General features: G+C 66.3%; 20 protein-coding genes. 6 read left to right on the top strand and 14 right to left on the bottom strand.

Translation table 11 applies throughout. The annotated features are described in order from the left end of the window. Positions 1-369 precede the first annotated feature (369 nt). The gene (locus tag BM019_RS21805; protein ID WP_092420183.1) at positions 370-1,995 is read left to right on the top strand and encodes a methyl-accepting chemotaxis protein; all 1,626 of its coding nucleotides are present in this window, start codon (positions 370-372) and stop codon (positions 1,993-1,995) included. Between the two features lie 37 nt (positions 1,996-2,032). Further along, positions 2,033-3,229 carry a pyridoxal phosphate-dependent aminotransferase gene (locus BM019_RS21800; RefSeq protein ID WP_092420180.1) on the top strand — a complete coding sequence of 399 codons (1,197 nt, stop codon included), beginning with the start codon at positions 2,033-2,035 and terminating at the stop codon, positions 3,227-3,229. 171 nt (positions 3,230-3,400) lie between these two features. Here the strand turns inward: BM019_RS21800 and BM019_RS21795 are convergent, their stop codons facing one another. From BM019_RS21795 to BM019_RS21740, 12 genes are all read right to left on the bottom strand, one after another. Beyond that, entirely contained in the window at positions 3,401-4,393 is a 993-nt protein-coding gene (locus tag BM019_RS21795) for a 2-hydroxyacid dehydrogenase (RefSeq protein ID WP_092420177.1), read from the bottom strand. Between the two features lie 19 nt (positions 4,394-4,412). Beyond that, the gene (locus tag BM019_RS21790; RefSeq protein ID WP_009044177.1) at positions 4,413-5,708 is read right to left on the bottom strand and encodes an MFS transporter; all 1,296 of its coding nucleotides are present in this window, start codon (positions 5,706-5,708) and stop codon (positions 4,413-4,415) included. 99 nt (positions 5,709-5,807) lie between these two features. Beyond that, complete coding sequence (locus BM019_RS21785) at positions 5,808-6,794, bottom strand: sugar kinase (RefSeq protein WP_092420174.1); 987 nt, start codon at positions 6,792-6,794, stop codon at positions 5,808-5,810. After that, complete coding sequence (locus tag BM019_RS21780; protein WP_092420461.1) at positions 6,787-7,569, bottom strand: sugar phosphate isomerase/epimerase family protein; 783 nt, start codon at positions 7,567-7,569, stop codon at positions 6,787-6,789. The genes BM019_RS21785 and BM019_RS21780 overlap by 8 nt, the downstream gene beginning before the upstream one ends. Positions 7,570-7,830: 261 nt before the next feature. Further along, the gene (locus BM019_RS21775; protein WP_092420171.1) at positions 7,831-8,859 is read right to left on the bottom strand and encodes a LacI family DNA-binding transcriptional regulator; all 1,029 of its coding nucleotides are present in this window, start codon (positions 8,857-8,859) and stop codon (positions 7,831-7,833) included. A gap of 318 nt (positions 8,860-9,177) precedes the next feature. Continuing rightward, a complete protein-coding gene (locus BM019_RS21770; protein WP_092420167.1) occupies positions 9,178-10,104 on the bottom strand; it encodes an alpha/beta hydrolase in 927 nt (308 codons plus the stop codon). A 70-nt stretch (positions 10,105-10,174) separates the two neighbouring features. Next, the gene (locus BM019_RS21765; RefSeq protein ID WP_085530663.1) at positions 10,175-11,119 is read right to left on the bottom strand and encodes a choline ABC transporter substrate-binding protein; all 945 of its coding nucleotides are present in this window, start codon (positions 11,117-11,119) and stop codon (positions 10,175-10,177) included. Positions 11,120-11,255: 136 nt separating this feature from the next. Then, positions 11,256-11,879: a LysE family translocator gene (locus tag BM019_RS21760; protein WP_092420164.1), complete on the bottom strand. Its 624-nt coding sequence runs from the start codon at positions 11,877-11,879 to the stop codon at positions 11,256-11,258. A 52-nt stretch (positions 11,880-11,931) separates the two neighbouring features. Next, positions 11,932-12,771: an AraC family transcriptional regulator gene (locus tag BM019_RS21755; protein WP_009044170.1), complete on the bottom strand. Its 840-nt coding sequence runs from the start codon at positions 12,769-12,771 to the stop codon at positions 11,932-11,934. A gap of 75 nt (positions 12,772-12,846) precedes the next feature. Beyond that, on the bottom strand, positions 12,847-13,488 hold the full coding sequence (locus BM019_RS21750) for a DUF1345 domain-containing protein (RefSeq protein ID WP_092420161.1): 642 nt from the start codon (positions 13,486-13,488) through the stop codon (positions 12,847-12,849). A gap of 200 nt (positions 13,489-13,688) precedes the next feature. After that, entirely contained in the window at positions 13,689-16,817 is a 3,129-nt protein-coding gene (locus tag BM019_RS21745) for an efflux RND transporter permease subunit (protein WP_092420158.1), read from the bottom strand. A gap of 12 nt (positions 16,818-16,829) precedes the next feature. Further along, on the bottom strand, positions 16,830-17,987 hold the full coding sequence (locus BM019_RS21740; protein ID WP_009044167.1) for an efflux RND transporter periplasmic adaptor subunit: 1,158 nt from the start codon (positions 17,985-17,987) through the stop codon (positions 16,830-16,832). Positions 17,988-18,203: 216 nt separating this feature from the next. On the opposite strand from BM019_RS21740, the gene BM019_RS21735 reads away from it, so the two are divergent. Together BM019_RS21735 and BM019_RS21730 are read left to right on the top strand one after the other, a co-directional pair. Next, positions 18,204-18,905: a response regulator gene (locus tag BM019_RS21735; RefSeq protein ID WP_009044166.1), complete on the top strand. Its 702-nt coding sequence runs from the start codon at positions 18,204-18,206 to the stop codon at positions 18,903-18,905. 4 nt (positions 18,906-18,909) lie between these two features. Further along, entirely contained in the window at positions 18,910-20,211 is a 1,302-nt protein-coding gene (locus tag BM019_RS21730) for an ATP-binding protein (protein ID WP_009044165.1), read from the top strand. Between the two features lie 65 nt (positions 20,212-20,276). Here the strand turns inward: BM019_RS21730 and pncA are convergent, their stop codons facing one another. Continuing rightward, complete coding sequence (gene pncA / locus BM019_RS21725) at positions 20,277-20,936, bottom strand: bifunctional nicotinamidase/pyrazinamidase (RefSeq protein WP_062826056.1); 660 nt, start codon at positions 20,934-20,936, stop codon at positions 20,277-20,279. A gap of 78 nt (positions 20,937-21,014) precedes the next feature. Beyond that, entirely contained in the window at positions 21,015-21,275 is a 261-nt protein-coding gene (locus BM019_RS21720; RefSeq protein WP_092420155.1) for a hypothetical protein, read from the bottom strand. A gap of 146 nt (positions 21,276-21,421) precedes the next feature. Between BM019_RS21720 and BM019_RS21715 the strand changes: the two genes are divergently transcribed. Together BM019_RS21715 and BM019_RS21710 are read left to right on the top strand one after the other, a co-directional pair. Continuing rightward, positions 21,422-22,204, top strand: coding sequence for a class I SAM-dependent methyltransferase (locus tag BM019_RS21715; protein WP_092420152.1), 783 nt, complete (start codon positions 21,422-21,424; stop codon positions 22,202-22,204). 113 nt (positions 22,205-22,317) lie between these two features. Further along, the gene (locus BM019_RS21710; RefSeq protein WP_009044161.1) at positions 22,318-23,130 is read left to right on the top strand and encodes a crotonase/enoyl-CoA hydratase family protein; all 813 of its coding nucleotides are present in this window, start codon (positions 22,318-22,320) and stop codon (positions 23,128-23,130) included. Position 23,131: the final 1 nt, after the last annotated feature.

Here is a 23,131-nt window from a genome sequence, read left to right as displayed (position 1 = left end):
TGTTGTTATGAATTGCCATTGCGAGCTGGGGCCCATGATGGGCAGGACGGGGCGGCGACTGAATGGCTTTTCCGGCGAATGAATTGCACTTTTCATGGGGTGGTCATGGGGTGGTCATGGGGGCATGGAGGCCGGTCATGGAGGCTGGCAGCGAGCTTGCCAGGCGATCTGTCTCAGCGGTGAAACACTCCCGGGCGACGAAAAATATTTTCGCCGGGGCCTGCAAAAAACCTAAAGCCCGGCCGATATCGCTATTAGGCCCACAGACCAACTACAACAGTGGCGCCCACCTGTCAGGCCGCCAGCCGCCGCTGGTGACAGGGTTCAGTGCATGGATGCTCGCAGTCCTCAATTCCCGAGAGTCATCCTATGTCCCTACGTAATATGAATATCGCGCCTCGAGCTTTCCTCGGTTTTGCGTTCATCGCGTTGCTGGTCATCGCGCTGGGTGTGTTCGCCGTCAACCGCATGTCGATCATCCGACAGGCCTCCCTGGAAATGGAAAGCAACCAGCTGCCCAGCGTAGGGTTCCTCGGCAACGTCACCGAAAACGTGCTGCGCCTGCGGATTCTCTCGTTCCGGGTACTGGTCAACCGCGAGCCGGCCGGCCTGCAGGAAGCGCAGACGCGCATCGGCGTGCTGGTGGACAAGCTCAAGCAGGCCCAGGCCAGCTACGCCGCCTTGCCGGCGGGGGAAGAGGAAGTGGCCCTGTACAAGACCTTCGCGGCCACCCTGGACAAGTACCTGCAAGCGCAGAACGACATGCTGGAGCTGTCGCGACAGAACAAGCTCGAGGAGCTGCGCACCCTGATCAACACGCGGATCAAGGACGGCACCGACCAGATGGGCGAGCAGTTGAACAAGCTGGTGGCGATCAACAACGCCGGGGCCACCCAGGCCTCGGATATGGCCGGTGAGCATTACCGCGGCGCCATCACCGGCATCATCGCCGTGGCGGTGGTCGCGGCCCTGCTCACGGTAATACTGGCCCTGCTGCTGACCCGCAGCATCGTCACCCCGTTGAACCGCGCGCTGCTGGCCGCGCAGACCATCGCCGGGGGCAACCTGACCCAGGCCATCGAGGTCGACGGCAAGGACGAGCCGGCCCGCCTGCTGGTGGCGCTGAACGAGATGCAGGGCAACCTGCGCAAGACCATCGAGCAGATCTCCGGCTCGGCCACCCAGCTGGCCTCGGCCTCGGAAGAACTCAGCGCGGTCACCGAGGAAGCCTCCCGTGGCTTGCAGCAGCAGAACAACGAAATCGAACAGGCGGCCACCGCCGTCAACGAAATGACCGCCGCCGTGGAAGAGGTGGCGCGCAACGCCGTGTCGACCTCCGAAGCCTCGCACCAGTCGACCCAGGCCGCCCGCGAAGGCCGCGACCGGGTGGTAGAAACCGTCGACGCGATCCAGACCATGACCCACGACGTGCAGAGCACTTCGGTGATGATCGAAGGCCTGGCCACCCAGGGCCGCGACATCGGCAAGGTGCTTGACGTGATCCGTGCCATCGCCGAGCAGACCAACCTGCTGGCCCTCAACGCGGCCATCGAGGCGGCTCGCGCCGGCGAGGCCGGGCGCGGGTTCGCGGTGGTGGCCGACGAGGTGCGGGCTCTGGCTCATCGCACCGCGCAATCGACCCAGGAAATCGAAAAGATGGTCGCCGGCATCCAGAACGGCACCGGCGAGGCGGTGCAGTCGATGCAGCAAAGCAACCAGCGTACCCAGAGCACCCTGGAAATGGCCCGCGCCGCCGGCGTGGCCCTGGAGCAGATCGCCGAATCGATCAACCTGATCAACGAGCGCAACCTGGTGATCGCCAGCGCCTCGGAAGAGCAGGCCCAGGTGTCCCGCGAGGTCGATCGCAACCTGGTGAATATCCGCGACCTGGCCACCCAGTCGGCCGCCGGGGCCAACCAGACCAGCGCCGCCAGCCATGAGCTGTCGCGCCTGGCGGTGGATTTGAATGCGATGGTGGCGCGCTTTGTGATTTGAGTTAGGGTTGTTGGAATGCGTGCCCAAGGAGAGCGAGATGCGCTATTCAGCCTTGACCCAACGGATCGCCGGCGAAGGTGCCGCGGCCTGGCAGATTCACTACCGTGCCCTGGAGCTGCGCGAGGAGGGCGTCGATGTGCTGCTGCTGACCATCGGCGACCCGGATTTCGACACCCCGCGGCCGATCGTCCAGGCCGCCATCGATAGCCTGCTGGCGGGCGACACTCACTATTCGGAGGTGCGCGGCAATCGTTCGCTGCGCACCCGCATCGCCCACCGCCATGCCTCCCGCAGCGGCCAGGCGGTGGACGCCGAGCATGTGGTGGTGTTGCCGGGGGCGCAGTGCGCGGTGTTTTCCGTGGCCCAGTGCCTGCTCGACCCCGGCGACGAGGTGCTGGTGGCCGAGCCGATGTACGTCACCTACGAAGGGGTGTTCGGTGCCTGCGGGGCCAAGGTGCTGCCGATTCCGGTGCGCCCGGAGAACGGTTTTCGCGTCGAGCCCTCCGCGGTCGCCGCGCGTATCACGCCCAAGACCCGCGCGCTGATGCTCAACAGCCCGAACAACCCCTCCGGCGCCAGCCTGTCCCGGGAAACCTGGCAGGCCCTGGCGCGCCTGTGCGTCGAGCATGACCTGTGGCTGATCTCCGACGAGGTCTACAGCGACCTGCTGTTCGACGGCGAACACATCAGCCCCGGCAGCCTGCCGGGCATGGCCGAACGCACGGCGACCATCAACAGCCTGTCCAAGTCCCATGCCATGACCGGCTGGCGAGTCGGCTGGGTGGTAGCGCCCCAGGCCCTGGCCGGGCACTTGAGCCATCTGGCGCTGTGCATGCTGTACGGGTTGCCGGATTTCGTGCAGAACGCCGCGGTGGTGGCGCTGGACGCCGACCTGCCGGAACTGGAACAGATGCGCGAGGAATATCGCCAGCGCCGCGACCTGGTGTGTGCGCAACTGAGCCAATGCCCGGGGTTGAAGCCGGTCAAGCCCGATGGCGGCATGTTCGTCATGGTCGATGTGCGGGAAACCGGCCTGGGCGCCCAGCAATTCGCCGAGCTGCTGCTGGAAGGGCACGGCGTCTCGGTGCTCGCCGGCGAGGCCTTCGGCCCCAGCGCGGCGGGGCATATCCGTATCGGCCTGGTGGTGGATCAACAGCGTCTGGCGGACGCCTGCCAGCGGATCGTGCGTTGCACCCAGGACCTGCTCGAAGGCCGAACCTCAAAACGCCGCTGAGCCTGTAGCCGCTGCCGCAGGCTGCGATCGTCGAAACGCCGCCGCCCCTGTAGCCGCTGCCGTAGGCTGCGATCGACCGGAACGGTCGTGGCGATCTTCAGGACGCCGAGGTCCTGCGGACCTGTCGCAGCCTGCGGCAGCGGCTACAGGGTGGATCGCACGGTCACCGCGTCACACCGCGGCCTTGCGGCGCTCCCAGGCCTGGGGGTTGACCAGGTTGGCCGGGCGCTGGCCGGCCAGGGCCGCCAGCAGGTTGTCGACCGCGCAGCGGGCCATGGCCTCGCGGGTCTCGAAGGTCGCCGAGCCGATGTGCGGGGTGGCCACCACATTGTTCAGCTGCAACAGCGGCGAGTCGTGGCCCAGGGGTTCGCGCTCGAACACATCCAGCCCGGCCGCGCGAATCCGCCGTTGCTGCAAGGCTTCGATCAGCGCCTGTTCGTCCACCACCTTGCCCCGGGAAATATTGATGAAGATGCTTTCCGGGCGCATCAGGGCGAACTCTTCGCGGCCGATCAGGCCCTGGGTGTGCTCCGTCAGCGGCAGGGTCAGGCAGATGAAGTCGGCCTGTTGCAGCAGCTCCGGCAGGCTGCAGTAGCGGGCGCCGAAACGTTGTTCCACCGCCGGCTTCGGGCTGTTGCTGTGGTAGATCACCGGCATGCCGAAGCCGAAATGACCGCGCTGGGCCAGGGCTTCGCCGATCCGCCCCATGCCGATGATGCCCAGGGTCTTGCCGTGCACGTCACTGCCGAAATGCAGCGGGCCGATATTGCGGCTCCACTGGCCGGCGCGCACCAGGTTGGTCAGCTCCACCACGCGCCGGGCGCTGGCCAGGATCAGGGCGAAACCAGTGTCGGCGGTGGTTTCGGTGAGCACATCCGGGGTGTTGCTGAGCAGAATGTGGCGCCGGGTCAGGTAGTCGATGTCGTAGTTGTCGACGCCCACCGACACGCTGGCCACCGCTTCCAGGCGTGGCGCCAGGTCCAGCAGTTCGGCGTCCAGGCGCAGGCTGGCGCCGAGCAGGCCCTGGGCGGTGGGCAGGGCGCTGCGCAGCTTGGCCAGGCCCTGGGCGCTGAGGTCTTCGATCAGGGTCACTTGGGCCTGCTCGTGCAGGCGGGCCATCAGCGGCGGCGAGAGTTTCTTGTACAGCACGACCTGTTTTTTCATGGGGTTCACCTTGTTCGATTCAGGAATGCGCCAGGCGGCGACGTACCGGCAGCGCGCTGCGCTGGCGGTCGCTGGCGCCCGGGTTGAGAAAGAGGGTCAGCAGCACCGACAGCAGCAGCGCACCGCTCATCAGCAGGTAGGAGGCGCCGGGCGAGCCGGTGGCGCTGTTCAGGTAGCCCACCAGGTAGGAGCCGCCGAACGAGCCCAGGGCGCCCATGCTGTTGATCAGCGCCATGGCGCCGCCGGCGACGTTGGCCGGGAGGATCTCCGGGACGATGGCGAAGAACGGACCGTAAGGCGCGTACATGCAGGCGCCGGCGATCACCAGCAGGCTGTAGGACCACCAGAAGTGCTCGGCGCCCAGCAGGTACGAGCCGTAGAAGGCGAAGGAGGCGATCAGCAGCGGCGGCCAGACGAAACGCTTGCGCTTCTGGATCCGGTCCGAGCCCCAGGACACCCCGAGCATGGCGATCACCGCGGCCAGGTAAGGCAGCGCCGACAGCCAGCCGGCCTCGACCATGTCCATCTGCGCGCCGTGCTTGAGGATCGACGGTAGCCACAGGACGAAGCCGTAGACACCGATGCTCCAGCAGAAGAACTGCAGGGCGAGGATGATCACCTTGGGCGAGCGGAAGGCTTCGGCGTAGTTCTTCACCGCCTTGATGCCCACCTGTTCGGCGGCCAGGGCGCTTTCCAGGTCGTGTTTTTCCTGGTCGCTGAGCCACTTTGCCGCGCTTGGGCGGTCATCGGCCAGGCGCCACCAGATAAAGGCCCAGAGCACCGCCGGCAGGCCTTCGATGATGAACATCCAGCGCCAGCTGAAATGCTCCACCAGGTACCCCGAGACCACCGACATCCAGAGCATGGTCACCGGGTTGCCGAGGATCAGGAAGGTGTTGGCCCGCGAGCGTTCGGCCCGGGTGAACCAGTGGCACAGGTAGACCAGCATCGCCGGCATCACCGCGGCTTCGACCACCCCGAGCATGAAGCGGATGGCGATCAGCCAGTAGGCGTTGGACACCACGCCGGTGAGGGTGGCCAGGCCGCCCCAGAGGATCAGGCTGACGAAGATCAGCTTCTTGACGCTGTGTTTTTGCGCGTAGATCGCCCCCGGTACCTGGAAGAAAAAGTAACCGAGGAAGAACAAGGCGCCGAGCAGGGACGACAGGCCCGGGGTGATCATCAGGTCGGCGGCCATCCCGGAGGCGGCGGCGAACCCATAGTTGGCGCGGTCCAGGTACGCCAGGCTGTAGGTGATGAACACGATGGGCATGATGTACCACCAGCGGCGGGTGGCGAGTTTCAGCGTTTGCATAAGGGTGCTCCTGAGCTTGTTGTTTTTGTCGCAACAGGTAACGCGTTGGTTCAATCAGGCGGTGTTGTTTTCACGGTTTTATCGCGAGCAAGCTCGCTCCTACAGAACTTGCGCAGCCCCTGTAGGAGCGAGCTTGCTCGCGATCGGTCGCGCAGCGACCGTCGGTAATTCATCGCGGCTCGGCAAACCTTCCATGTCGCCGCGGCTCTGCACCGCGCGGCTGCCGATCCAGTTGGCGCGCTGCACCGCTTCGGCGACGCTGTGGTTTTCCAGCAGGGCGCTGATCAGGCCGACGGCGAAACCGTCGCCGGCGCCCACGGTGTCGACCACCTGGGTCACCGGCACGGCTTCGACGAAACCTTCGTGCAACGGGGTGCGGTAATAGGCGCCATGGGCACCGAGCTTGATCGCCACGACCTCGACGCCCTGGCCCAGGTAAAACGCGGCGATATCGGCCGGGTCTTCATAGCCGGTCAGCAGGCGGCCTTCGCTCAAGCCCGGCAGCACCCAATGGGCGAGCACGGCCAGGCGGTTGATTTCGTCGATCATCAGTTGTTCGCTGCCCCACAGGCCGGGCCGCAGGTTGGGGTCGAAGGACACGCTGCGGCCGGCCGCGCGCATCTTGCTCATCAGGCTGTGGGACAGCTCCCGGGCCGAGGCCGAGAGCGCCGGGGGAATGCCGGTGGCGTGCAGGTGCCGGGCGCGCAGCAGCTGGGGGGCGATGTCGGCGACGCTCAGGTGGCTGGCCGCCGAACCGCGGCGGAAGTACTCCACCCGCGGATCGTCGCCGTGTTCTTCCAGGGACTTGAGCTGGAAACCGGTGGGGTGTTGCCGGTCGGTGGCGACGTAGCGGCAGTCCACGCCTTCGGCCTGCAGGCTGTCGACGACGAAGCGCCCCAGGGAGTCGGCGCCGACCCGGCTCAGCCAGCCGACCTTGAAGCCCAGGCGTGACAGGCCGATGGCCACGTTGCTGTCGGCGCCGGCGATGCGTTTGTGGAAGTGGCCGACCTGGGCCAGGTCGCCGCTCTGTTCGGCGACGAACATCGCCATGGTTTCACCGAACGACAGGATATCGAGCTCAGACATGGGCGTGCTCCAGGCGGGACTGGCCGAGGCGGGCGAGGGTGGCGACGTGTTCGCGGGTCAGCTGCACCAGGTCTTCGCCTTGCAGCGGGTATTCCACGGCCCGGGTCACGCCTTGAGTCATGTGCCGCAGCAATTGTTCCCACAGGTGCAGGTCGGCCATGCCCGGCGGTATCGCTACCAGCTTGCCGTCGGCGCGCCGGGCCACGGCCTTGCAGTGCACGTAGCCGACATGTCGGCCGAGCAGGCGCGCGGCGACGGAGGCGGACTGGTCCTGCCACTGCCAGTTGCCGATGTCGAAGGTCATCTGCACCGGCAGGCGATGGCGCTCGACCTCGGCGAAGAAGCGCTGGAAGGGTTCGATGCGCCCGCCGTGCAGGGTCTGGTCGTTTTCCACCAGCAAATGCACCGGGGACTGCGCCAGCAGCAGGGCCAGCTGGGACAGGTCGTTGTGCTCGGTGAAATACCCCAGGGACACCTTGAGGCTTTTTGCGCCGAAGGCCTCGGCCCGTTGCAGCGCCTGTTCCAGCAGCGGGTTGGCCCGGGAACGCCCGGCCACCCAGAGTTCCAGCGGCGAAGAAAACACGCTTTCCAGTTGCCGCTCGCGGGTGGCCCGGGCCAGCTGGGACGGGTCTTCGACGGTCAGCAGCTCTTCGCGCCATTCGATGCGCGACGCGCCGGCGGCGGCCAGCACCTCGATGAAACTGCCCTGGCCCTGCTCACGAACGCGGTCGGCGCCGTAGCTGGACAGGCTGATGGAGACAGGCGATTTATTCATGGTCATGGCCTCTGAAACCGGTTTCATTTTCTGCTCAAAAAAAGCCCCCAAAAAGAAGCTCATTTCCCTATCTTCATGCCTGCGCCGTTCCCTGTAGCCGCTGCCGCAGGCTGCGATCGGCGGCGTAGCCGTGGTAACCCGGCCGAAGCGTTTTCCAGGCAGATCGCCGACGCAGGTTTTGTGGCAACTGCGTTGCCGATCGCAGCCTCGCAGGCTCGGCAGCGGCTACACCGGCAGCGCGATTCCCCAGTCGATCAGTGGTTACAGGGGGCCTCGTTGACGGGTGGAGCCGCGGACGATCAGCTCGGCCGGGAAGTCCAGCACCCGCAGCGGCTCGACATCGCCGCGCAAACGCTTGAGCAGGCACTCGAAGGCGCTGGCGCCGATGCGTTCGGTGGGTTGGGCGAGGGCGGTGATGCCGCTGCCCACCAGCGGGTACCAGTCGAGGTCGTCGAGGGCGATCAGGCCGATCTCGTCGAACAACGGGCAGCCCAGCTCGCGCAAGGCCCGGGTCGCGGCCAGGGCGGCGACGCCGTTGGCGCAGAACAGCGCTTTCGGACCGGGGCCGGGGGCGGCGAGGAACTGTTGCAGCTGCTGGCTCAGCGCGGCGCCGGTTTCCACCGCCGCGCCTTGCAACGCCGGGCGTTGCTCGATCTGCGCCTTGAAACTGTTGCTGCGCTCGATCCGCGAGCTGGTGCCGTCATGGGGTTCGCTGACCAGCAGCAGGTCGCGGTAGCCGCGTTCTTGCAGGTGTTCGATGGCGCTGCGCACGGCTTGCGGGTTGTCCAGGCCAACCAGGTCGCTGTGCAGCTGCTCGACCTTGCGGTCCACCAGGACCATGGGCATTTCCCGATGCAGTTCGCGCAGTTCGTCCAGATGATGGCCCAGGGTGTTCACGATCAGGCCTTCGATGTTGTACGAGCGCAGGTTGGCCAGGTGCTGGCGCTCCTGCTCGTCGTCGCGGTCGGTGTTGCACACCACCAGGCTGTAGCCGTGCTGGCGGCAGGCGGTTTCCACGCCATGCATCACGGCAATCGAATAGGGGTTGCGGATATCGGCCACCAGCATGCCGATCAGGCGCGTGCGCCCGCGTTTCAGGCCACGGGCCATCTGGTTCGGGCGGTAGCCCAGCTCGCTGATGGCCTGTTCGATGCGCAGGGCGATGGCATCGGAGAGCAGGGCGCGGTCTTCGCCGATAAAGCGCGACACGCTGGCCTTGGAGACCCCGGCGCGTTCGGCGACATCGAGCATGGTGACGCGGCTGCGCTGGGCGGCGGAAAAACTGTTCACGGGCGGCGACCTGTCTTTAGCGTTCTTGTTATGGGGTGTATCCGCTCCAGGTGCGACGTTCTGCCGCATTGCTGAAACCGGTTTCAGGAAACAACAAAGCGCTTTCGCCGTCAAGCGCGATCAGCGCCAGCGGCATGAAAAAAATGTCATGCAGTCGATTGCGGGCGGTCTTCTTTGGCAGAGGAGGTGTCTGGCACCGGCGTTGCAGGTGATCGCGGGCAAGCCTCGCGCCTACGGGGTTGCGAGTTGTCTGTAGGAGCGAGCGGGCGGCGATCCGGCTAGCCCGCGAAAGGACCACGCGGTTTCGCTGAAGAAAGACTATTCGAGACAGGCCTGCAGGTAGTCGAGCAAGGCGCGGTACAGCGCATCCACCTCCGGCGCCAGGCCCCGGGCGCGCAGGCAGCCATGCACCAGGCCGAGGCCCGGGTACAGCTGGCTGTGGCCGTCGGCGGCCAGCAGCCGCTGGTGATACAGCGCGCCGTCGTCGCGCAGCGGGTCGAACTGCGCCAGGGCGATAAAGGCAGCGGGCAGGCCACTGAAATCCGTGGCCAGCAAGGGCCGGGCATAGGGCGAATGCCGTTCCGGGCCGGGCAGGTACAGGGCCTGGTAGGTGTCCAGGTCATTGCTGCCGAGCAGCGGCGCGTCGGCGCACTGGCTGCGCGAGGGCAGGTCGGCGGCGCCACCGAGGCCGGGGTACAGCAGCACCTGGGCGGCGGGCAGTTGTTCGCCGGCATCGCGCAGGGCCAGGCACAAGGCCGCGGCGAGATTGCCGCCGGCGCTGTCGCCGATCACCAGCTGCCGCCGGGCATCCAGGGCAAAGGGGCTGGCGCCGGCCTGCAAGGCGCGCCAGGCCGCGAGGCAATCGTCGAAGGCGGCGGGAAACGGATGCTCCGGCGCCAGGCGGTAATCCACGGCAATCACCAGCACCTGCAACTGCGCCGCCAGGTAGGCGGTGATGAAGTCGTGGGAATCCAGGTCGCCCACCACCCAGCCGCCACCGTGCAGGTACAACAGGCAAGGCCAGCCGTCCGCGGGCATCGGAATGGCGGGGCAATAGGCGCGCGCCGGCACCCCGGCCAGTTGCAATTCGCTGACCCGCAGGCCCTCGGGACGGGGCGGGGTGAATGCCTGGCACATGCGGCTGTAGTTGTCGCGCAGGCGCTGGGGGCTGTTGTCGGGGCTGGTGAAGCTCAGGGTGCGCTCGACGAAGGCGGCGAGTTGGCGAGAGAGCGGGTAGTGGCGCATGGGCGGGAGTGTCCGTTGTCTGGAAGAGGGCCATCGCGAGCTGGCTCGCGATGAGACCGGCAGGACGCCACTATTTCAAGCTGGCCTGCACCGCCGCCACGCCGTCCTTGCCTTCGAAGCTGCTGACCCCGGCCAGCCAGCGTTGCAGGTCTTCGGGGTGCTCGCGCAGCCATTGCCGCGCCACGTCCTGGGGCGTCCTGCGTTCCATGATCGGCACCATCAGCTGGCTTTCCTGGGCCGCGCTGAAGGTCAGGTTTTGCAGCAGGCGCTGGACGTTGGGGCAGCGCTCGGCGTAGTCCGGCGCGGTGACGGTGGACACCCTGGCCGCGCCTTCGTTGGGGCCGTAGACGTCTTCGCTGCCGGTCAGGTAGGCGATCCGCATGTTGATGTTCATCGGGTGCGGGGTCCAGCCGACGAAGACCACGAACTCCTTGCGGTTGATCGCCCGTTGCACCGCCGCGAGCATGCCGGCCTCGCCGGACTCCACCAGCTTGAAGCCCTTGAGGCCGAAGCGGTCGCTATCGATCATCGTCTTGAGGGTGGTGTTGGCGCCGCTGCCGGGCTCGATGCCATAGATCTTGCCGCCCAGTTGCTCCTTGAAGCGGGCGATGTCGGCGAAGGTCTTCAGGCCCGCGGCGGCGACATAATCCGGCACGGCGAGGGTGGCCTGGGCGTCGGCCAGGCTCGGCTGGTCCAGGACCTTGACCTGCCCGGCCTCGAGGAACGGCGCGATGTTCTTGTCCATCGCCGGTTGCCAGTAGCCGAGGAAGATGTCCAGGCGCTTGTCGCGGATGCCGGCGAAGATGATCTGCTGCACGGCGCTGGTCTGTTTGCTGTCGTAACCGAGGCCGGTCAGCAGCACGTCGGCCATGCCGCTGGTGGCGATGACGTCGGTCCAGTTGACCACGCCCATGCGCACGGTCTTGCAGGAAGCGGGCTCGCTGGCCCAGGCATTGGCACTCAGGAGCAGGGCGCCGCAGAGCAGCGGGAGACAAGGCTTGAACAGGGTTTTCATCACAGGGTCTCGTCCGGCAGGTCGTTATTGTCAGAGGCGGCGTCTTGTTGCGCCGTGCCCACCACTTTAGGTAACGCAGACCGTTATGAACGCGCCCTCAGGCGACCGGCTCTTGCACTGGGGCGACTCGCTGGCCTCAGGCCCACAGGCTCGCCCAGGCCGAGACCAGCAACAACAGCGCCATGCCCTGGTTGAAACGCTGCAACGCCAGGGGCGAACGCAGCAGCCGGGCGGAGCCGGCGCCGAGCAGCGCCCAGGCGCCCAGGCAGGGCAGGGACACCAGGAAAAACACCAGCGACAGGTACAACACCTGGTCCTGGCGTTCGCTGCCGTTGCCGGCGAACACACTGATCACGGCCAGGGCCATCATCCAGGTTTTCGGGTTGACCAGTTGCAGGCTGGCGGCACCAAGCAGGCCCAGGCGCTGGTGGTGGGTGTTCGCTTGTGGGTCGAGGGACGCGGCCGGGGCACGGAAGATCTGCCAGGCCAGGTAGCTCAACCAGATCACCCCGGCCCAGCGCATGGCGCTCGGCAGGCCGGGCACTTCCATCAGCGTGCGGCCGAGGCCGCTGCCCACCAGCACGACTATGCCGGAGGCGGCCAGGCAGGCGCCGAGAACGATCGGCAGCGCGGCCTTGAAGCCGTAGCGGGCGCTGTTGCTCAGCACCAGGATATTGGTCGGCCCCGGGGTGATCGAGGCGACGAAGGCGAACAGCAGGAAGGGCAGCAGGCTAGGCAGGGAAGGCAAGAAGGAGAACATCGTGGGCAGGCTCCAGTGAAGATCGAGGGAGGCGATCTTCGCCGGTGCGGGTTCAGGCGTCTGGAAGGTTTGAGCAGCGCTTGCGGTAGGCCGCCGGGGTCAGGCCATAGGCGCGGACGAACCAGCGGCCCATATGGCTCTGGTCGGCGAACCCCAGGGCCATGGCCACCTCGGCCGGCTGTTCGCCGCGGGCCAGCAGGCGCCGGGCCTTGGCCAGGCGTAATTGCACCAGGTAGGCGTGGGGCGGCAGGCCATAGGCGGCCTTGAAGGCGCGGGTCAGGCGGAAGCGATCGACGCCGCAGACCGCGCCCAGCTCGTCCAGGCTGATGTCCTGCTGGGCGTGGGCATGCAGATAATCCCGGGCCTTGTGCGCCACCAGGGGCAGGCGCGGGTCTGCGTGGTAGCGCTTGCGCCAGTGCAGGTGGCCGGTGAGCTGGTCGAGCAACTGGTCCATGGCGCTCTGGCGGACGATGCGCAGCTCGCCGTGGTGCAGGCTCTGGAAGGCATTGCTGGTGGCCAGGGCCAGGCGCTGGTCGCTGGCCAGGGTGGTGGCGAAACTCAGTTGGCTGTCGGCCGGCGCCTCTTCGAACAGCGCGCTCAGTTCACGCTCCAGCCAGTGCGGGTCGAGGTACAGCATGCGGTAGGTGAAGCCGCTTTCGGTAGGGGCATCGCCGTCATGGATTTCCCCGGGCTCAAGCAGGAACACCTTGCCCGGGGTGCTGTGAAAACGCTCGCGCCGGCAGTGGAACTGCTGCACGCCTTCTTCGGTCACGCCCACCAGGTAGCTGTCATGCCAGTGAGGGTCGTAGGCATGGCCGGTGAAATGGGCGCGCAGGGTTTCGATGCCGGTGTCGGCGTCCTGGGCCAGATCGATCCAGTTGTGCGCGTTCATGAAGTGTCCGTGGCAAGGGCGAGCGTGACAGTTAGCACCCGCCGGCCAGGGCGGGTCTAGAAGATTTGTGCGGCTTCAACCGAACAGCCCGGCGGCGATGTTGATGGAAAACCCGAGGATCGCGGTGTTGAACAGAAAACCGATCAGCGACTGGGCCAGGACGATCTTGCGCAGCTCGCGGGTGGCGACGCCGACGTCGGAAGTCTGCACCGCCACGCCGATGGTGAAGGAGAAGTACAGGAAGTCCCAGTAATTGGGGGTGGTCAGGCCTTCGGGAAAACGCAGCGCCGGGTCCTTGCCGCCCCAGGTGTAGTAGAGGCGGGCGTAGTGCACGCTGAAGATCACCCCGATCAGCAGCCAGGAGCCGATCACCGTGAGGCCGGTAAAGGCGTAATGCAGCAGGCGCCGGCCGGTTTCCAGGTCCTTGCTGCCGGACAGCGAGAGGGTGATGGCGGCGAGGCTGGCGATGGCCGCGATGCAGACCATGAACAACACCAGCCCGGCGTTTTCGTCCTCGACCTCGGCAATGCGTTTCACATCGTCGGCCTTGGACTGCGCGGTGAGCCAGCACATCAGCGCCAGGTAGCTCCAGACCCCGGCGTTCCAGCCGATGAGAATCTTGCTGATCAGGGTGTCGGCCGGCACCAGGACGCCTGCGGCCAGGCCGATAAGGGCGCCGATGGTCAGGCGAGGGTGGGTACGTACAAGAAGGGACATGGCGGCTCGCAGTGGCGGATTTGCCGCAAACCTTAGCATGCCGTCGCCGCAGGGGCGGTGGCCCCTGCGGTTACATGGCTCTTGTGGAGGAGCGAAGCTTGCTCGCGATGAGTCTTTAACGATGACTCGATAAGCCTTCAACGATCGCTCGATAAGTCTTCAGCGATCACGCGATACGCTGAAGACCCGCCGCCGCATGACTATTCGGCCGCTCCTGGCGCCGTGACGCTCACCGCTTTTTTGCCGTTGCGCCTGACCAGCCTCATCACCACCACGAAGAACACCGGCACGAATACCACCGCCAGGGTCGCGGTGATCATGCCGCCGATCACCCCGGTGCCGATGGCCTGCTGGCTGGCCGAACTGGCGCCGCTGGCGATGGCCAGGGGCACCACGCCGAGGATGAAGGCCAGCGAGGTCATGACGATCGGCCGCAGGCGCAGGCGCGCGGCCTGCACCGTGGCGTCCACCAGGTCGTGGCCTTCGTCGTACAGGCTCTTGGCGAACTCGATGATCAGGATCGCGTTTTTCGCCGACAGGCCGATGATGGTGATCAGCCCGACCTTGAAGAACACGTCGTTGGGCATGCCGCGCAGGGTCACCGCGAGCACCGCGCCGAGCACGCCCAGGGGCACCACCAGCAGCACCGAGGTCGGAATCGACCAGCTCTCGTACAGCGCCGCCAGGCACAGGAACACGATCAGCAGCGACAGCCCGAGCAACAGCGGCGCCTGGCTGCCGGACAGGCGTTCCTGCAATGACAGGCCGGTCCATTCCTGGCCCAGGCCGGTGGGCAGCAGGCTGACCAGGCGCTCGATTTCCGCCATGGCCTCGCCGGTGCTGTGGCCCGCGCTCGGCTCGCCGGAAATGCTGATGGCCGGGTAGCCGTTGTAGCGGGTCAACTGGGTCGGGCCCTGGGTCCAGCGCGCCTGGGCAAAGGCCGACAGCGGCACCATCTTGCCGAGGTTGTTGCGCACGTTGATCTTCAGCAGGTCTTCCACCTGGCTGCGTCGATCGCCCTCGGCCTGGACCACCACCCGCTGCATCCGCCCCTGGTTGGGGAAGTCGTTGATGTAGCTGGAACCGACCGCGGTGGACAGCACATTGCCGATGTCGGCAAAGGACACGCCCAGGGCATTGGCCTGCTTGCGGTCGACTTCCAGGTGCACCTGCGGCGCCTCGGCCAGGGCGCTTTCGCGCACGTTGGCGAGGATCGGGCTCTTTTCCGCGGCGGCCAGCAAGTCGGTGCGGGCCTGCATCAGCGCGGCATGGCCGAGGCCGCCGCGGTCCTGCAGGCGGAACTCGAAGCCGCTGGAGGTGCCCAGGCCGTCCACCGGCGGTGGCAGCACGGCGTAGGACACCGCGTCCTTGATTTCGCTGAAGGCGGCGTTGGCGCGGTCGGCGATGGATTGCGCCGAGTCGTCGCTGCCGCGCTGCGACCAGTCCTTGAGGGTGGTGAAGGTCAGCGCGGCGTTCTGCCCGCTGCCGGAGAAGCTGAAGCCGAGAATCACCGTGCTGTCGCCGACCCCCGGCTCGCTGGCATTGTGCGCCTCGATCTGTTCCACCACCTGGATCGTGCGGTTCTTGCTCGCGCCCGGTGGCAGCTGGATGTCGGTGATGGTGTAGCCCTGGTCTTCCACCGGCAGGAACGAAGAGGGCAGGCGGCTGAACAGCAGCCCCAGGGCCACCAGCAGCACGCCGTACACCAGCAGGTAGCGGCCGCAGCGTTTCAGCGCGTAGGCGACCCAGCGCTGGTAGCCGTCGCTGAGGTTTTCGAAGCGCCGGTTGAACCAGCCGAAGAAGCCGCCTTTTTCATGGTGCTCGCCCTTGGCGATCGGCTTGAGCAGGGTGGCGCACAGGGCCGGGGTCAGGGTCAGGGCGAGGAAGGCCGAGAACAGGATCGAGGTGGCCATCGACAGCGAGAACTGCTGGTAGATGACGCCCACCGAACCGGGCATGAAGGCCATCGGCAGGAACACCGCCACCAGCACCAGGGTGATGCCGACGATGGCGCCGGTGATCTGCTGCATTGCCTTGCGCGTCGCCTCCCGGGGCGACAGGCCCTCGCTGGCCATGATCCGTTCGACGTTCTCCACCACCACAATGGCGTCGTCCACCAGGATGCCGATGGCCAGGACCATGCCGAACATGGTCAGCACGTTGATCGAGAAACCCAGCGCCAGCATGGTGGCGAAGGTGCCCATCAGCGCCACGGGCACCACCAGGGTCGGGATCAGGGTGTAGCGGATGTTCTGCAGGAACAGGAACATCACCGCGAACACCAGCAACATGGCTTCGCCTAGGGTGTAGACCACCTTGGTGATCGAGACCTTGACGAAGGGCGAGGTATCGTAGGGGATCTTGTATTCCACGCCGGCCGGGAAGTAGCGCGACAGCTCGTCCATCTTCGCCCGGATCAGGGTCGCGGTGCTCAGGGCGTTGGCCCCCGGCGACAGCTGCACGCCGACCGCGGTGGAAGGCTTGCCGTTGAGGCGCGTGGAGAACTGGTATTCCTGGCTGCCGACTTCCACCCGGGCGACGTCGCCGATGCGCACGGTGGAGCCGTCCGGATTGGCCCGCAGGACAATGTCGGCGAACTCTTGCGGGGTCGACAGCTGGCCCTTGACCAAGACCGTGGCGGTGATTTCCTGGCTCGAGTGGCTCGGCAGGTCGCCGATGCTGCCGGCCGAGACCTGGGCGTTCTGCGCGACGATCGCCGCGTTGACGTCGGCCGGGGTCAGGTTGAAGCCGATCAGCTTCTGCGGGTCGATCCATACCCGCATGGCGCGCTCGGCGCCGTACAGCTGGGCCTTGCCGACCCCGTCCAGGCGGCGGATCTCGTTCATCACGTTGCGCGCCAGGTAATCGCTGAGCGCGGTGTCGTCGAGCTTGCCGTCGCTGGAGGTGAGGGTGATCAGCAGCAGGAAGCCGGCCGAGACCTTCTCCACCTGCAAGCCCTGTTGGGTCACCGCTTGCGGCAGGCGCGGCTCGACCACCTTGAGGCGGTTTTGCACGTCGACCTGGGCCATTTCCGGGTTGGTGCCCGGCTGGAAGGTGGCGGTGATGGTGGCGCTGCCCAGGCTGCTCTGGGACGAGAAGTACAGCAGGTGGTCGGCGCCGTTGAGCTCTTCCTCGATCAGGCTGACCACGCTTTCGTCCACGGTCTGCGCCGAGGCGCCCGGGTACACGGCGTAGATCTCGATGCTCGGCGGGGCGACGTTGGGGTACTGCGCCACCGGCAACTGCGGGATGGAGAGGGCGCCGGCCAGCAGGATAAACAGGGCGACCACCCAGGCGAACACCGGACGGTCGATAAAGAATTGCGGCATGAGGGTTCCTACCTACTGTCCAGTGGTCTGGGCAAGGGGAAGAGGGCTGTCGTCGATCTGCACCTTTTCGCCCGGACGGGCGTGCTGCAGGCCCTCGACGACGATACGGTCGCCGGCCTTGAGGCCTTCGCTGACGATCCAGCGGTCCTGTTGCACGGCGCCCAGTTGCACCGGACGCTGCACCACCCGCTGCTCGGCATCCACCAGCAGCACCTGGGCGATGCCGGCGCTGTCGCGCTGGATGGCCCGCTGCGGCACGCTGATGCCCTGGCGGTTCACCGCCTGCTCCAGGCGTACGCGAATGAAGCTGCCGGGCAGCAGGTCGAGGTCCGGGTTGGGGAACTCGCTGCGCAGGATGATCTGGCCGGTGCTCGGGTCGACGCTGAGGTCGGCGAACAGCAGCTTGCCCGGCAGCGGGTAGAGGCTGCCGTCGTCCTGGATCAGCGTGGCCTTGGCCTGGTCCTGGCCGACCTGCTGCAACTGGCCGGCGCGGAAGGCGCGGCGCAGGTCGTTGAGCTCGCGGGTCGACTGGGTGAGGTCGGCGTGGATTGGGTCCAACTGCTGGATCAGCGCCAGCGGCGTGGTCTCGTTCTGGCCCACCAGCGCGCCTTCGGTGACCAGGGCGCGGCCGACGCGCCCGGAAATCGGCGCGGTGACGGTGGCATAGCCCAGGTTCAGCCGGGCGCGCTGCACGGCGGCCTGGTTGGCGGCTACGTCGGCGGCGGTCTGGCGCGCGTTGGCCCGGGCGTTGTCGTATTCCTGGGCGCTGATGGCCTGGTCTTCGATCAACTGGGCGTAGCGCTGCTCCTGCAAGCGAGCCTGGAAGGCGTTGGCCTCGGCCTTGCGCAGGCTGGCCAGGGCGCTGTCGAGGTCGGCCTTGAACGGCGCCGGATCGATGCGAAACAGCACGTCGCCCTGCTTGACGTCGGTGCCTTCGCGGAAGGTCCGCTGCAGCACCACCCCGGCCACCCGTGCACGCACCTCGGCGATACGCGGCGCGGCGATGCGCCCGCTCAGTTCGCTGCTGATCGACAACGGGCGAGTCTCGACGGTTTCGATCCGGACCTTGGCCAACGGCGCCTGCTCTTCGGCAGTGGAGGCCCGGTCGCAAGCGCTCAGCGCGGCTGCCAGCAACAACAGGCAGAACGGCGCAAACAGGTTTTTCGACATGCTGATACCCCAATGATGACTGCGGCATGCTAAGGGCATGCCGCCAGGACCGCTGTGAAGCTGTGTAGGTGCTGTGTGAAAAAGTGTGAAACGAATGCTCGGGTGTGCGCGAGGTTGTATATCCTTTGTGCCTCGCTGATCGGGCGACGGCTTCCCAGGGAACATTCTAAGGAACGTTGTCGCTGTGTTTTTATTCACTCAAAGACTTCAATCCCCATGCCCAACATCCTTCTGGTCGAAGACGACTCCGCGCTCTCCGAACTGATCGCCAGTTACCTGGAGCGCAACGGCTATCAGGTCAATGTCATCAGCCGCGGCGACCAGGTGCGCGAACGGGCGCGGGTCAATCCGCCGGACCTGGTGATTCTCGACCTGATGCTGCCCGGCCTGGACGGCCTGCAGGTCTGCCGCCTGCTGCGGGCCGATTCGGCGTCGCTGCCGATCCTGATGCTGACCGCCCGTGATGATAGCCATGATCAGGTGCTGGGTCTGGAAATGGGCGCCGACGATTATGTGACAAAGCCTTGCGAGCCGCGCGTACTGTTGGCGCGAGTGCGCACCCTGTTGCGCCGCAGCAGCCTCGGCGAGCCGCAGACCGCCAGCGACCGGATCCTCATGGGCAACCTGTGCATCGACCTGTCGGAGCGCACCGTGAGCTGGCGCGACCAGCTGGTGGAGCTGTCCAGCGGCGAATACAACCTGCTGGTGGTGCTGGCCCGGCATGCCGGCGAGGTGCTGAGCCGCGACCAGATCCTGCAACGCTTGCGGGGCATCGAGTTCAATGGCACCGACCGCTCGGTGGACGTGGCGATCTCCAAGCTGCGGCGCAAGTTCGACGACCACGCCGGCGAGGCGCGCAAGATCAAGACCGTGTGGGGCAAGGGTTACCTGTTCAGCCGTTCCGAATGGGAATGCTGAATCGATGCTGAGAATCCTGATTCGCCTGTACCTGGTGACCATCGTCTCGTTCAGCGCGGCGATCTACCTGGTACCGGAGCTGGTGGTGAAGGTCTTCCACGAGCGTTTCGTCACTTACAACCTGGATTATTCCCGGGGCCTGCAGACCCTGATCGTCAAACAGTTTCGCGGCCTGCCCTCAGAGCAGTGGCCGGCCCTGGCCGCGGAAATGGACCAGGAGTTCCAGCCGCTGCACATCGTCCTGACCCGCAACGACGATGCCGATTTCACCCTGTACGAGCGCGAACGCCTGCAGCGCGGCGAGAACGTGGTGCGGGTCGGCGACTGGGGCTGGCGCACCCTCGCGGTGGCGCCGCTGGACGAGCAGATGGCGGTGCAGATGGTGGTGCCGCCGGACCCGATCGACGTCAGCCTGCTGTACTGGAGCATCAACGTGCTGATCGGCGCGACCATGCTCGCCTGCCTCTTGCTCTGGCTGCGGCCGCACTGGCGTGACCTGGAGCGTCTGAAGCACGCTGCCGAGCGCTTCGGCAAGGGCCATTTGAGCGAGCGCACGCAGATCCCCTCGAGCTCCAATATCGGCAGCCTGGCCAATGTCTTCGACACCATGGCCGGCGACATCGAGAACCTGCTGAACCAGCAACGCGACCTGCTCAATGCGGTGTCCCACGAGCTGCGCACACCCTTGACCCGGCTCGACTTCGGCCTGGCGCTGGCGCTCTCCGACGACCTGCCGGCGACCAGTCGCGAGCGCCTGCAAGGGCTGGTGGCGCATATTCGCGAGCTGGACGAACTGGTGCTCGAGCTGCTGTCCTACAGCCGCTTGCAGAACCCGGCGCAGTTGCCGGAACAGGTGGAGGTGTCGCTGGACGAATTCATCGACAGCATCCTTGGCAGCGTCGACGACGAGCTGGAATCCCCGGACATCGTCATCGATGTGCTGCTGCACGGCAGCCTGGAACGCTTCAGTCTCGACCCGCGGCTGACCGCCCGGGCGATCCAGAACCTGCTGCGCAACGCCACGCGCTATTGCGAAAAGCGTATCCAGGTGGGGGTGCACGTCAGCGAGCGCGGCTGTGAAATCTGGGTCGACGACGATGGCATCGGCATTCCCGACGACGAGCGCGAGCGGGTGTTCGAACCCTTCTACCGCCTGGACCGCAGCCGCGATCGCGCCACCGGCGGCTTCGGCCTCGGCCTGGCCATCAGCCGCCGGGCCCTGGAAGCCCAGGGCGGGACCCTGACCGTCGAAGCCTCACCGCTGGGCGGCGCGCGTTTCCGCCTGTGGCTGCCGACACCGGCCTGAGCCTTGCCGGGCCCCCCCGGCGACGGGGAATGCCCGGCAAACCGGCGTTTAGGGAAGGTGTTGCATCAGCACAAGGCGGTCGGCTGCAGTTCGCTGGCCTTGATCAGGTTCACCCCCGCCGCGCGCATCTGCCGGGTGGCCTTGTCCAGCGAGCCGTCCATATCGATCGCCCGGCAGGCATCGACGATCACGAAGGTATTGAACCCCGCCGCCCGCGCGTCCAGCGCCGACCAGGCCACGCAATAATCCAGGGCCAGCCCCACCAGATACACCGTGTCGATGCCGCGCTGGCTCAGGTAGCCGGCCAGGCCGGTCGTGGTGCTGCGGTCCGCCTCGACGAAGGCCGAGTAACTGTCGATATCCGGATTGCAGCCCTTGCGCAGGATCAACTGGGCGTGGGGCAGGTTGAGCTTGGGGTGCAGTTCGGCGCCACGGCTGGCCTGCACGCAATGGTCCGGCCAGAGCACCTGCGGACCATAGGGCAATTGGATGATGTCGTTCGGCGCGTGGCCGTCGTGGCTGGAGGCGAACGAGATATGCCCGGCCGGGTGCCAGTCCTGGGCGATCACCACCTGCTTGAAGTGGCCGCCCAGGCGATTGATCAAGGGCACGATCTGCTCGCCTCCGGGCACGGCCAGCGCGCCACCGGGGATGAAGTCGTTCTGTACGTCGATCACCAGCAGCGCCTTGCGTGAGCGGCGGCTGGCGGTTTTGGCAGTAGGCATGTGCAAGCTCCCTGGGTTGAGCAATGAGTCCATTCTCCCAGAGCATAGCGTGCCCGTTCCATGGCGCCGTTCCACCGGTCAGGGCGTGGGAAGCGACTGACCTCGGGTCTTGCCGCCAGCGGCGATGGCTTCTTCGTAGCGGTCATGAGGGAGCAGGCCATTGGCCTGGTTGGTGCGGGCGGCGTCCGGTAGCCGGGTGGTGCGCTGGCTGACGCAGCGCTGGTTCTTGCTGTCCCAGACCTGGCCGTCCGGGCAGTTGGCGGCGACCGCCAGCAAGGTCGTCAGCAGGCTGCCGGCGAGCAGCAGCGGGGCGCCGAAGACGAGGGCTGGGATGTTCATCGCGCGGTCTCCATGGGGATAGCGGTCCCCCCCATTAAAGGTCCATCGCCCTGGCCGCGCCGCCCAAACTGACAGATTTTTCATGCCGCCAGTCACCTGGGCGGGGCTATGCTGGGCAGCACTGGGCAATGATCTGGAGCCAACCGATGAAAGACCCGCAACCTGCGATCCATCACGCTGCCGCCGACGGCTACAAGGGCGCGGCTGACACCTACGTGCGTGGCCGCCCGGACTACCCGCCGGCGCTGGATCAGTGGCTGCGCACAAGCCTGGGCTTGCAGGCCGGGCAGGTGGCGGTCGATCTCGGCGCCGGCACCGGCAAGTTCACCGGGCGCCTGCTGGCCACCGGGGCACGGGTGATCGCCGTGGAGCCGGTGGCGCAGATGCGCGCCAGGCTCGCCGCCCGCTATCCCCAGGCCGAAGCCCTGGGCGGCACCGCCACTTCTATTGCGCTGGCCGACGAATCGGTGGACGCCGTGGTCTGCGCCCAGGCCTTTCACTGGTTCGCCAGTCATGAGGCGTTGAGCGAAATCGCCCGGGTGCTCAAGCCGGGCGGCCGCCTGGGCCTGGTGTGGAACCTGCGCGATGCGCGGGTGCCGTGGGTGCAGCGCCTGGACCGGATCGTCAACGCCCTGCAAGGCGACACGCCGCGCTATTACACCGGGGCCTGGCGCCAGGCCTTTCCCCATCCGAGTTTCACGCCTTTGCAGGAGCAGCACTTTCGCAACAGCCACAGCGGCGCGCCGCAGAACGTGATTTTCGACCGGGTGCGCTCCACCAGCTTTATTGCGGCCTTGCCGGATGCGCAGAGGGCGGAGGTCGACCGGCAGATCGCCGCCTTGATCGCCGAAGAACCGGAGCTGCGGGATAAATGCGTGGTCAGCGTGCCTTACGAAACCGCGGCGTTCTGGGCCCACAAAATCCCCTGATTGCTTTTGCAGGAGAGAGCAGTCCCGGTTTTGGCCGATGCGCTGCCTTACTGCACGGCATGGGCCCTTGCTATAGTTCGGGCCTCATTTTTTCTCCGCTAAGGATTGCTGCCATGTCCGAATATCAAGCCTTTCGCGTCGAACTTGCTGACAACATCGCCCATGTGCAGATCAACCGGCCGGAAAAGATCAACTCGATGAACGCCGCGTTCTGGAGCGAGATCATCGAGATCTTCCGCTGGATCGACGACACCGACGCGGTCCGCGTGGTGGTGCTGAGCGGCGCCGGCAAGCACTTTTCCTCGGGCATCGACCTGATGATGCTGGCCGGCGTGGCCAACGAACTGGGCAAGGACGTCGGGCGCAACGCGCGCCTGCTGCGGCGCAAGATCCTGCAGTTGCAGGCGTCCTTCAATGCCGTCGACAACTGCCGCAAGCCGGTGCTGGCGGCGATTCAGGGCTACTGCCTGGGCGGCGCCATCGACCTGATCGCCGCCTGCGACATGCGCTACGCCGCCGCGGACGCGCAATTCTCGATCAAGGAAATCGATATCGGCATGGCCGCCGATGTCGGCACGTTGCAACGTTTGCCGCGTATCATCGGTGACGGCATGCTGCGCGAACTGGCTTACACTGGGCGCACCTTCGGCGCCGAGGAGGCGCGCAGCATCGGCCTGGTCAATCGCACCTACGCCGACAGCGAAAGCCTGCTCGACGGCGTGATGAGCATTGCCTGGGAAATCGCCAGCAAGTCGCCGATCGCCGTCAGCGGTACCAAGGAAATGATCGGCTACATGCGCGACCATCGTATCGACGACGGCCTGGAATACATCGCTACCTGGAACGCCGCCATGCTGCAATCCACCGACCTGCGCGTGGCCATGGCCGCCCATATGAGCAAACAGAAACCTGAATTTCTGGACTGAT

It is taken from the genome of Pseudomonas sp. NFPP07 (assembly GCF_900115645.1).
Taxonomy (GTDB): Bacteria; Pseudomonadota; Gammaproteobacteria; order Pseudomonadales; family Pseudomonadaceae; genus Aquipseudomonas; species Aquipseudomonas chlororaphis.
This window is presented reverse-complemented; position numbering and strand designations above follow the sequence as displayed.

Bases quoted from the DNA above. Each gene is read 5' to 3' on its own strand.
- BM019_RS21745 (WP_092420158.1), bottom strand. From the start codon at position 16,817: ATGCCGCAATTCTTTATCGACCGTCCGGTGTTCGCCTGGGTGGTCGCC.
- BM019_RS21735 (WP_009044166.1), top strand. From the start codon at position 18,204: ATGCCCAACATCCTTCTGGTCGAAGACGACTCCGCGCTCTCCGAACTG.
- BM019_RS21795 (WP_092420177.1), bottom strand. From the start codon at position 4,393: ATGAAAAAACAGGTCGTGCTGTACAAGAAACTCTCGCCGCCGCTGATG.
- BM019_RS21765 (WP_085530663.1), bottom strand. From the start codon at position 11,119: ATGAAAACCCTGTTCAAGCCTTGTCTCCCGCTGCTCTGCGGCGCCCTG.
- BM019_RS21740 (WP_009044167.1), bottom strand. From the start codon at position 17,987: ATGTCGAAAAACCTGTTTGCGCCGTTCTGCCTGTTGTTGCTGGCAGCC.
- BM019_RS21780 (WP_092420461.1), bottom strand. From the start codon at position 7,569: ATGAATAAATCGCCTGTCTCCATCAGCCTGTCCAGCTACGGCGCCGAC.
- BM019_RS21800 (WP_092420180.1), top strand. From the start codon at position 2,033: ATGCGCTATTCAGCCTTGACCCAACGGATCGCCGGCGAAGGTGCCGCG.
- pncA (WP_062826056.1), bottom strand. From the start codon at position 20,936: ATGCCTACTGCCAAAACCGCCAGCCGCCGCTCACGCAAGGCGCTGCTG.
- BM019_RS21720 (WP_092420155.1), bottom strand. From the start codon at position 21,275: ATGAACATCCCAGCCCTCGTCTTCGGCGCCCCGCTGCTGCTCGCCGGC.
- BM019_RS21715 (WP_092420152.1), top strand. From the start codon at position 21,422: ATGAAAGACCCGCAACCTGCGATCCATCACGCTGCCGCCGACGGCTAC.
- BM019_RS21805 (WP_092420183.1), top strand. From the start codon at position 370: ATGTCCCTACGTAATATGAATATCGCGCCTCGAGCTTTCCTCGGTTTT.
- BM019_RS21710 (WP_009044161.1), top strand. From the start codon at position 22,318: ATGTCCGAATATCAAGCCTTTCGCGTCGAACTTGCTGACAACATCGCC.
- BM019_RS21750 (WP_092420161.1), bottom strand. From the start codon at position 13,488: ATGTCCCTTCTTGTACGTACCCACCCTCGCCTGACCATCGGCGCCCTT.
- BM019_RS21790 (WP_009044177.1), bottom strand. From the start codon at position 5,708: ATGCAAACGCTGAAACTCGCCACCCGCCGCTGGTGGTACATCATGCCC.
- BM019_RS21785 (WP_092420174.1), bottom strand. From the start codon at position 6,794: ATGTCTGAGCTCGATATCCTGTCGTTCGGTGAAACCATGGCGATGTTC.
- BM019_RS21755 (WP_009044170.1), bottom strand. From the start codon at position 12,771: ATGAACGCGCACAACTGGATCGATCTGGCCCAGGACGCCGACACCGGC.
- BM019_RS21760 (WP_092420164.1), bottom strand. From the start codon at position 11,879: ATGTTCTCCTTCTTGCCTTCCCTGCCTAGCCTGCTGCCCTTCCTGCTG.
- BM019_RS21770 (WP_092420167.1), bottom strand. From the start codon at position 10,104: ATGCGCCACTACCCGCTCTCTCGCCAACTCGCCGCCTTCGTCGAGCGC.
- BM019_RS21730 (WP_009044165.1), top strand. From the start codon at position 18,910: ATGCTGAGAATCCTGATTCGCCTGTACCTGGTGACCATCGTCTCGTTC.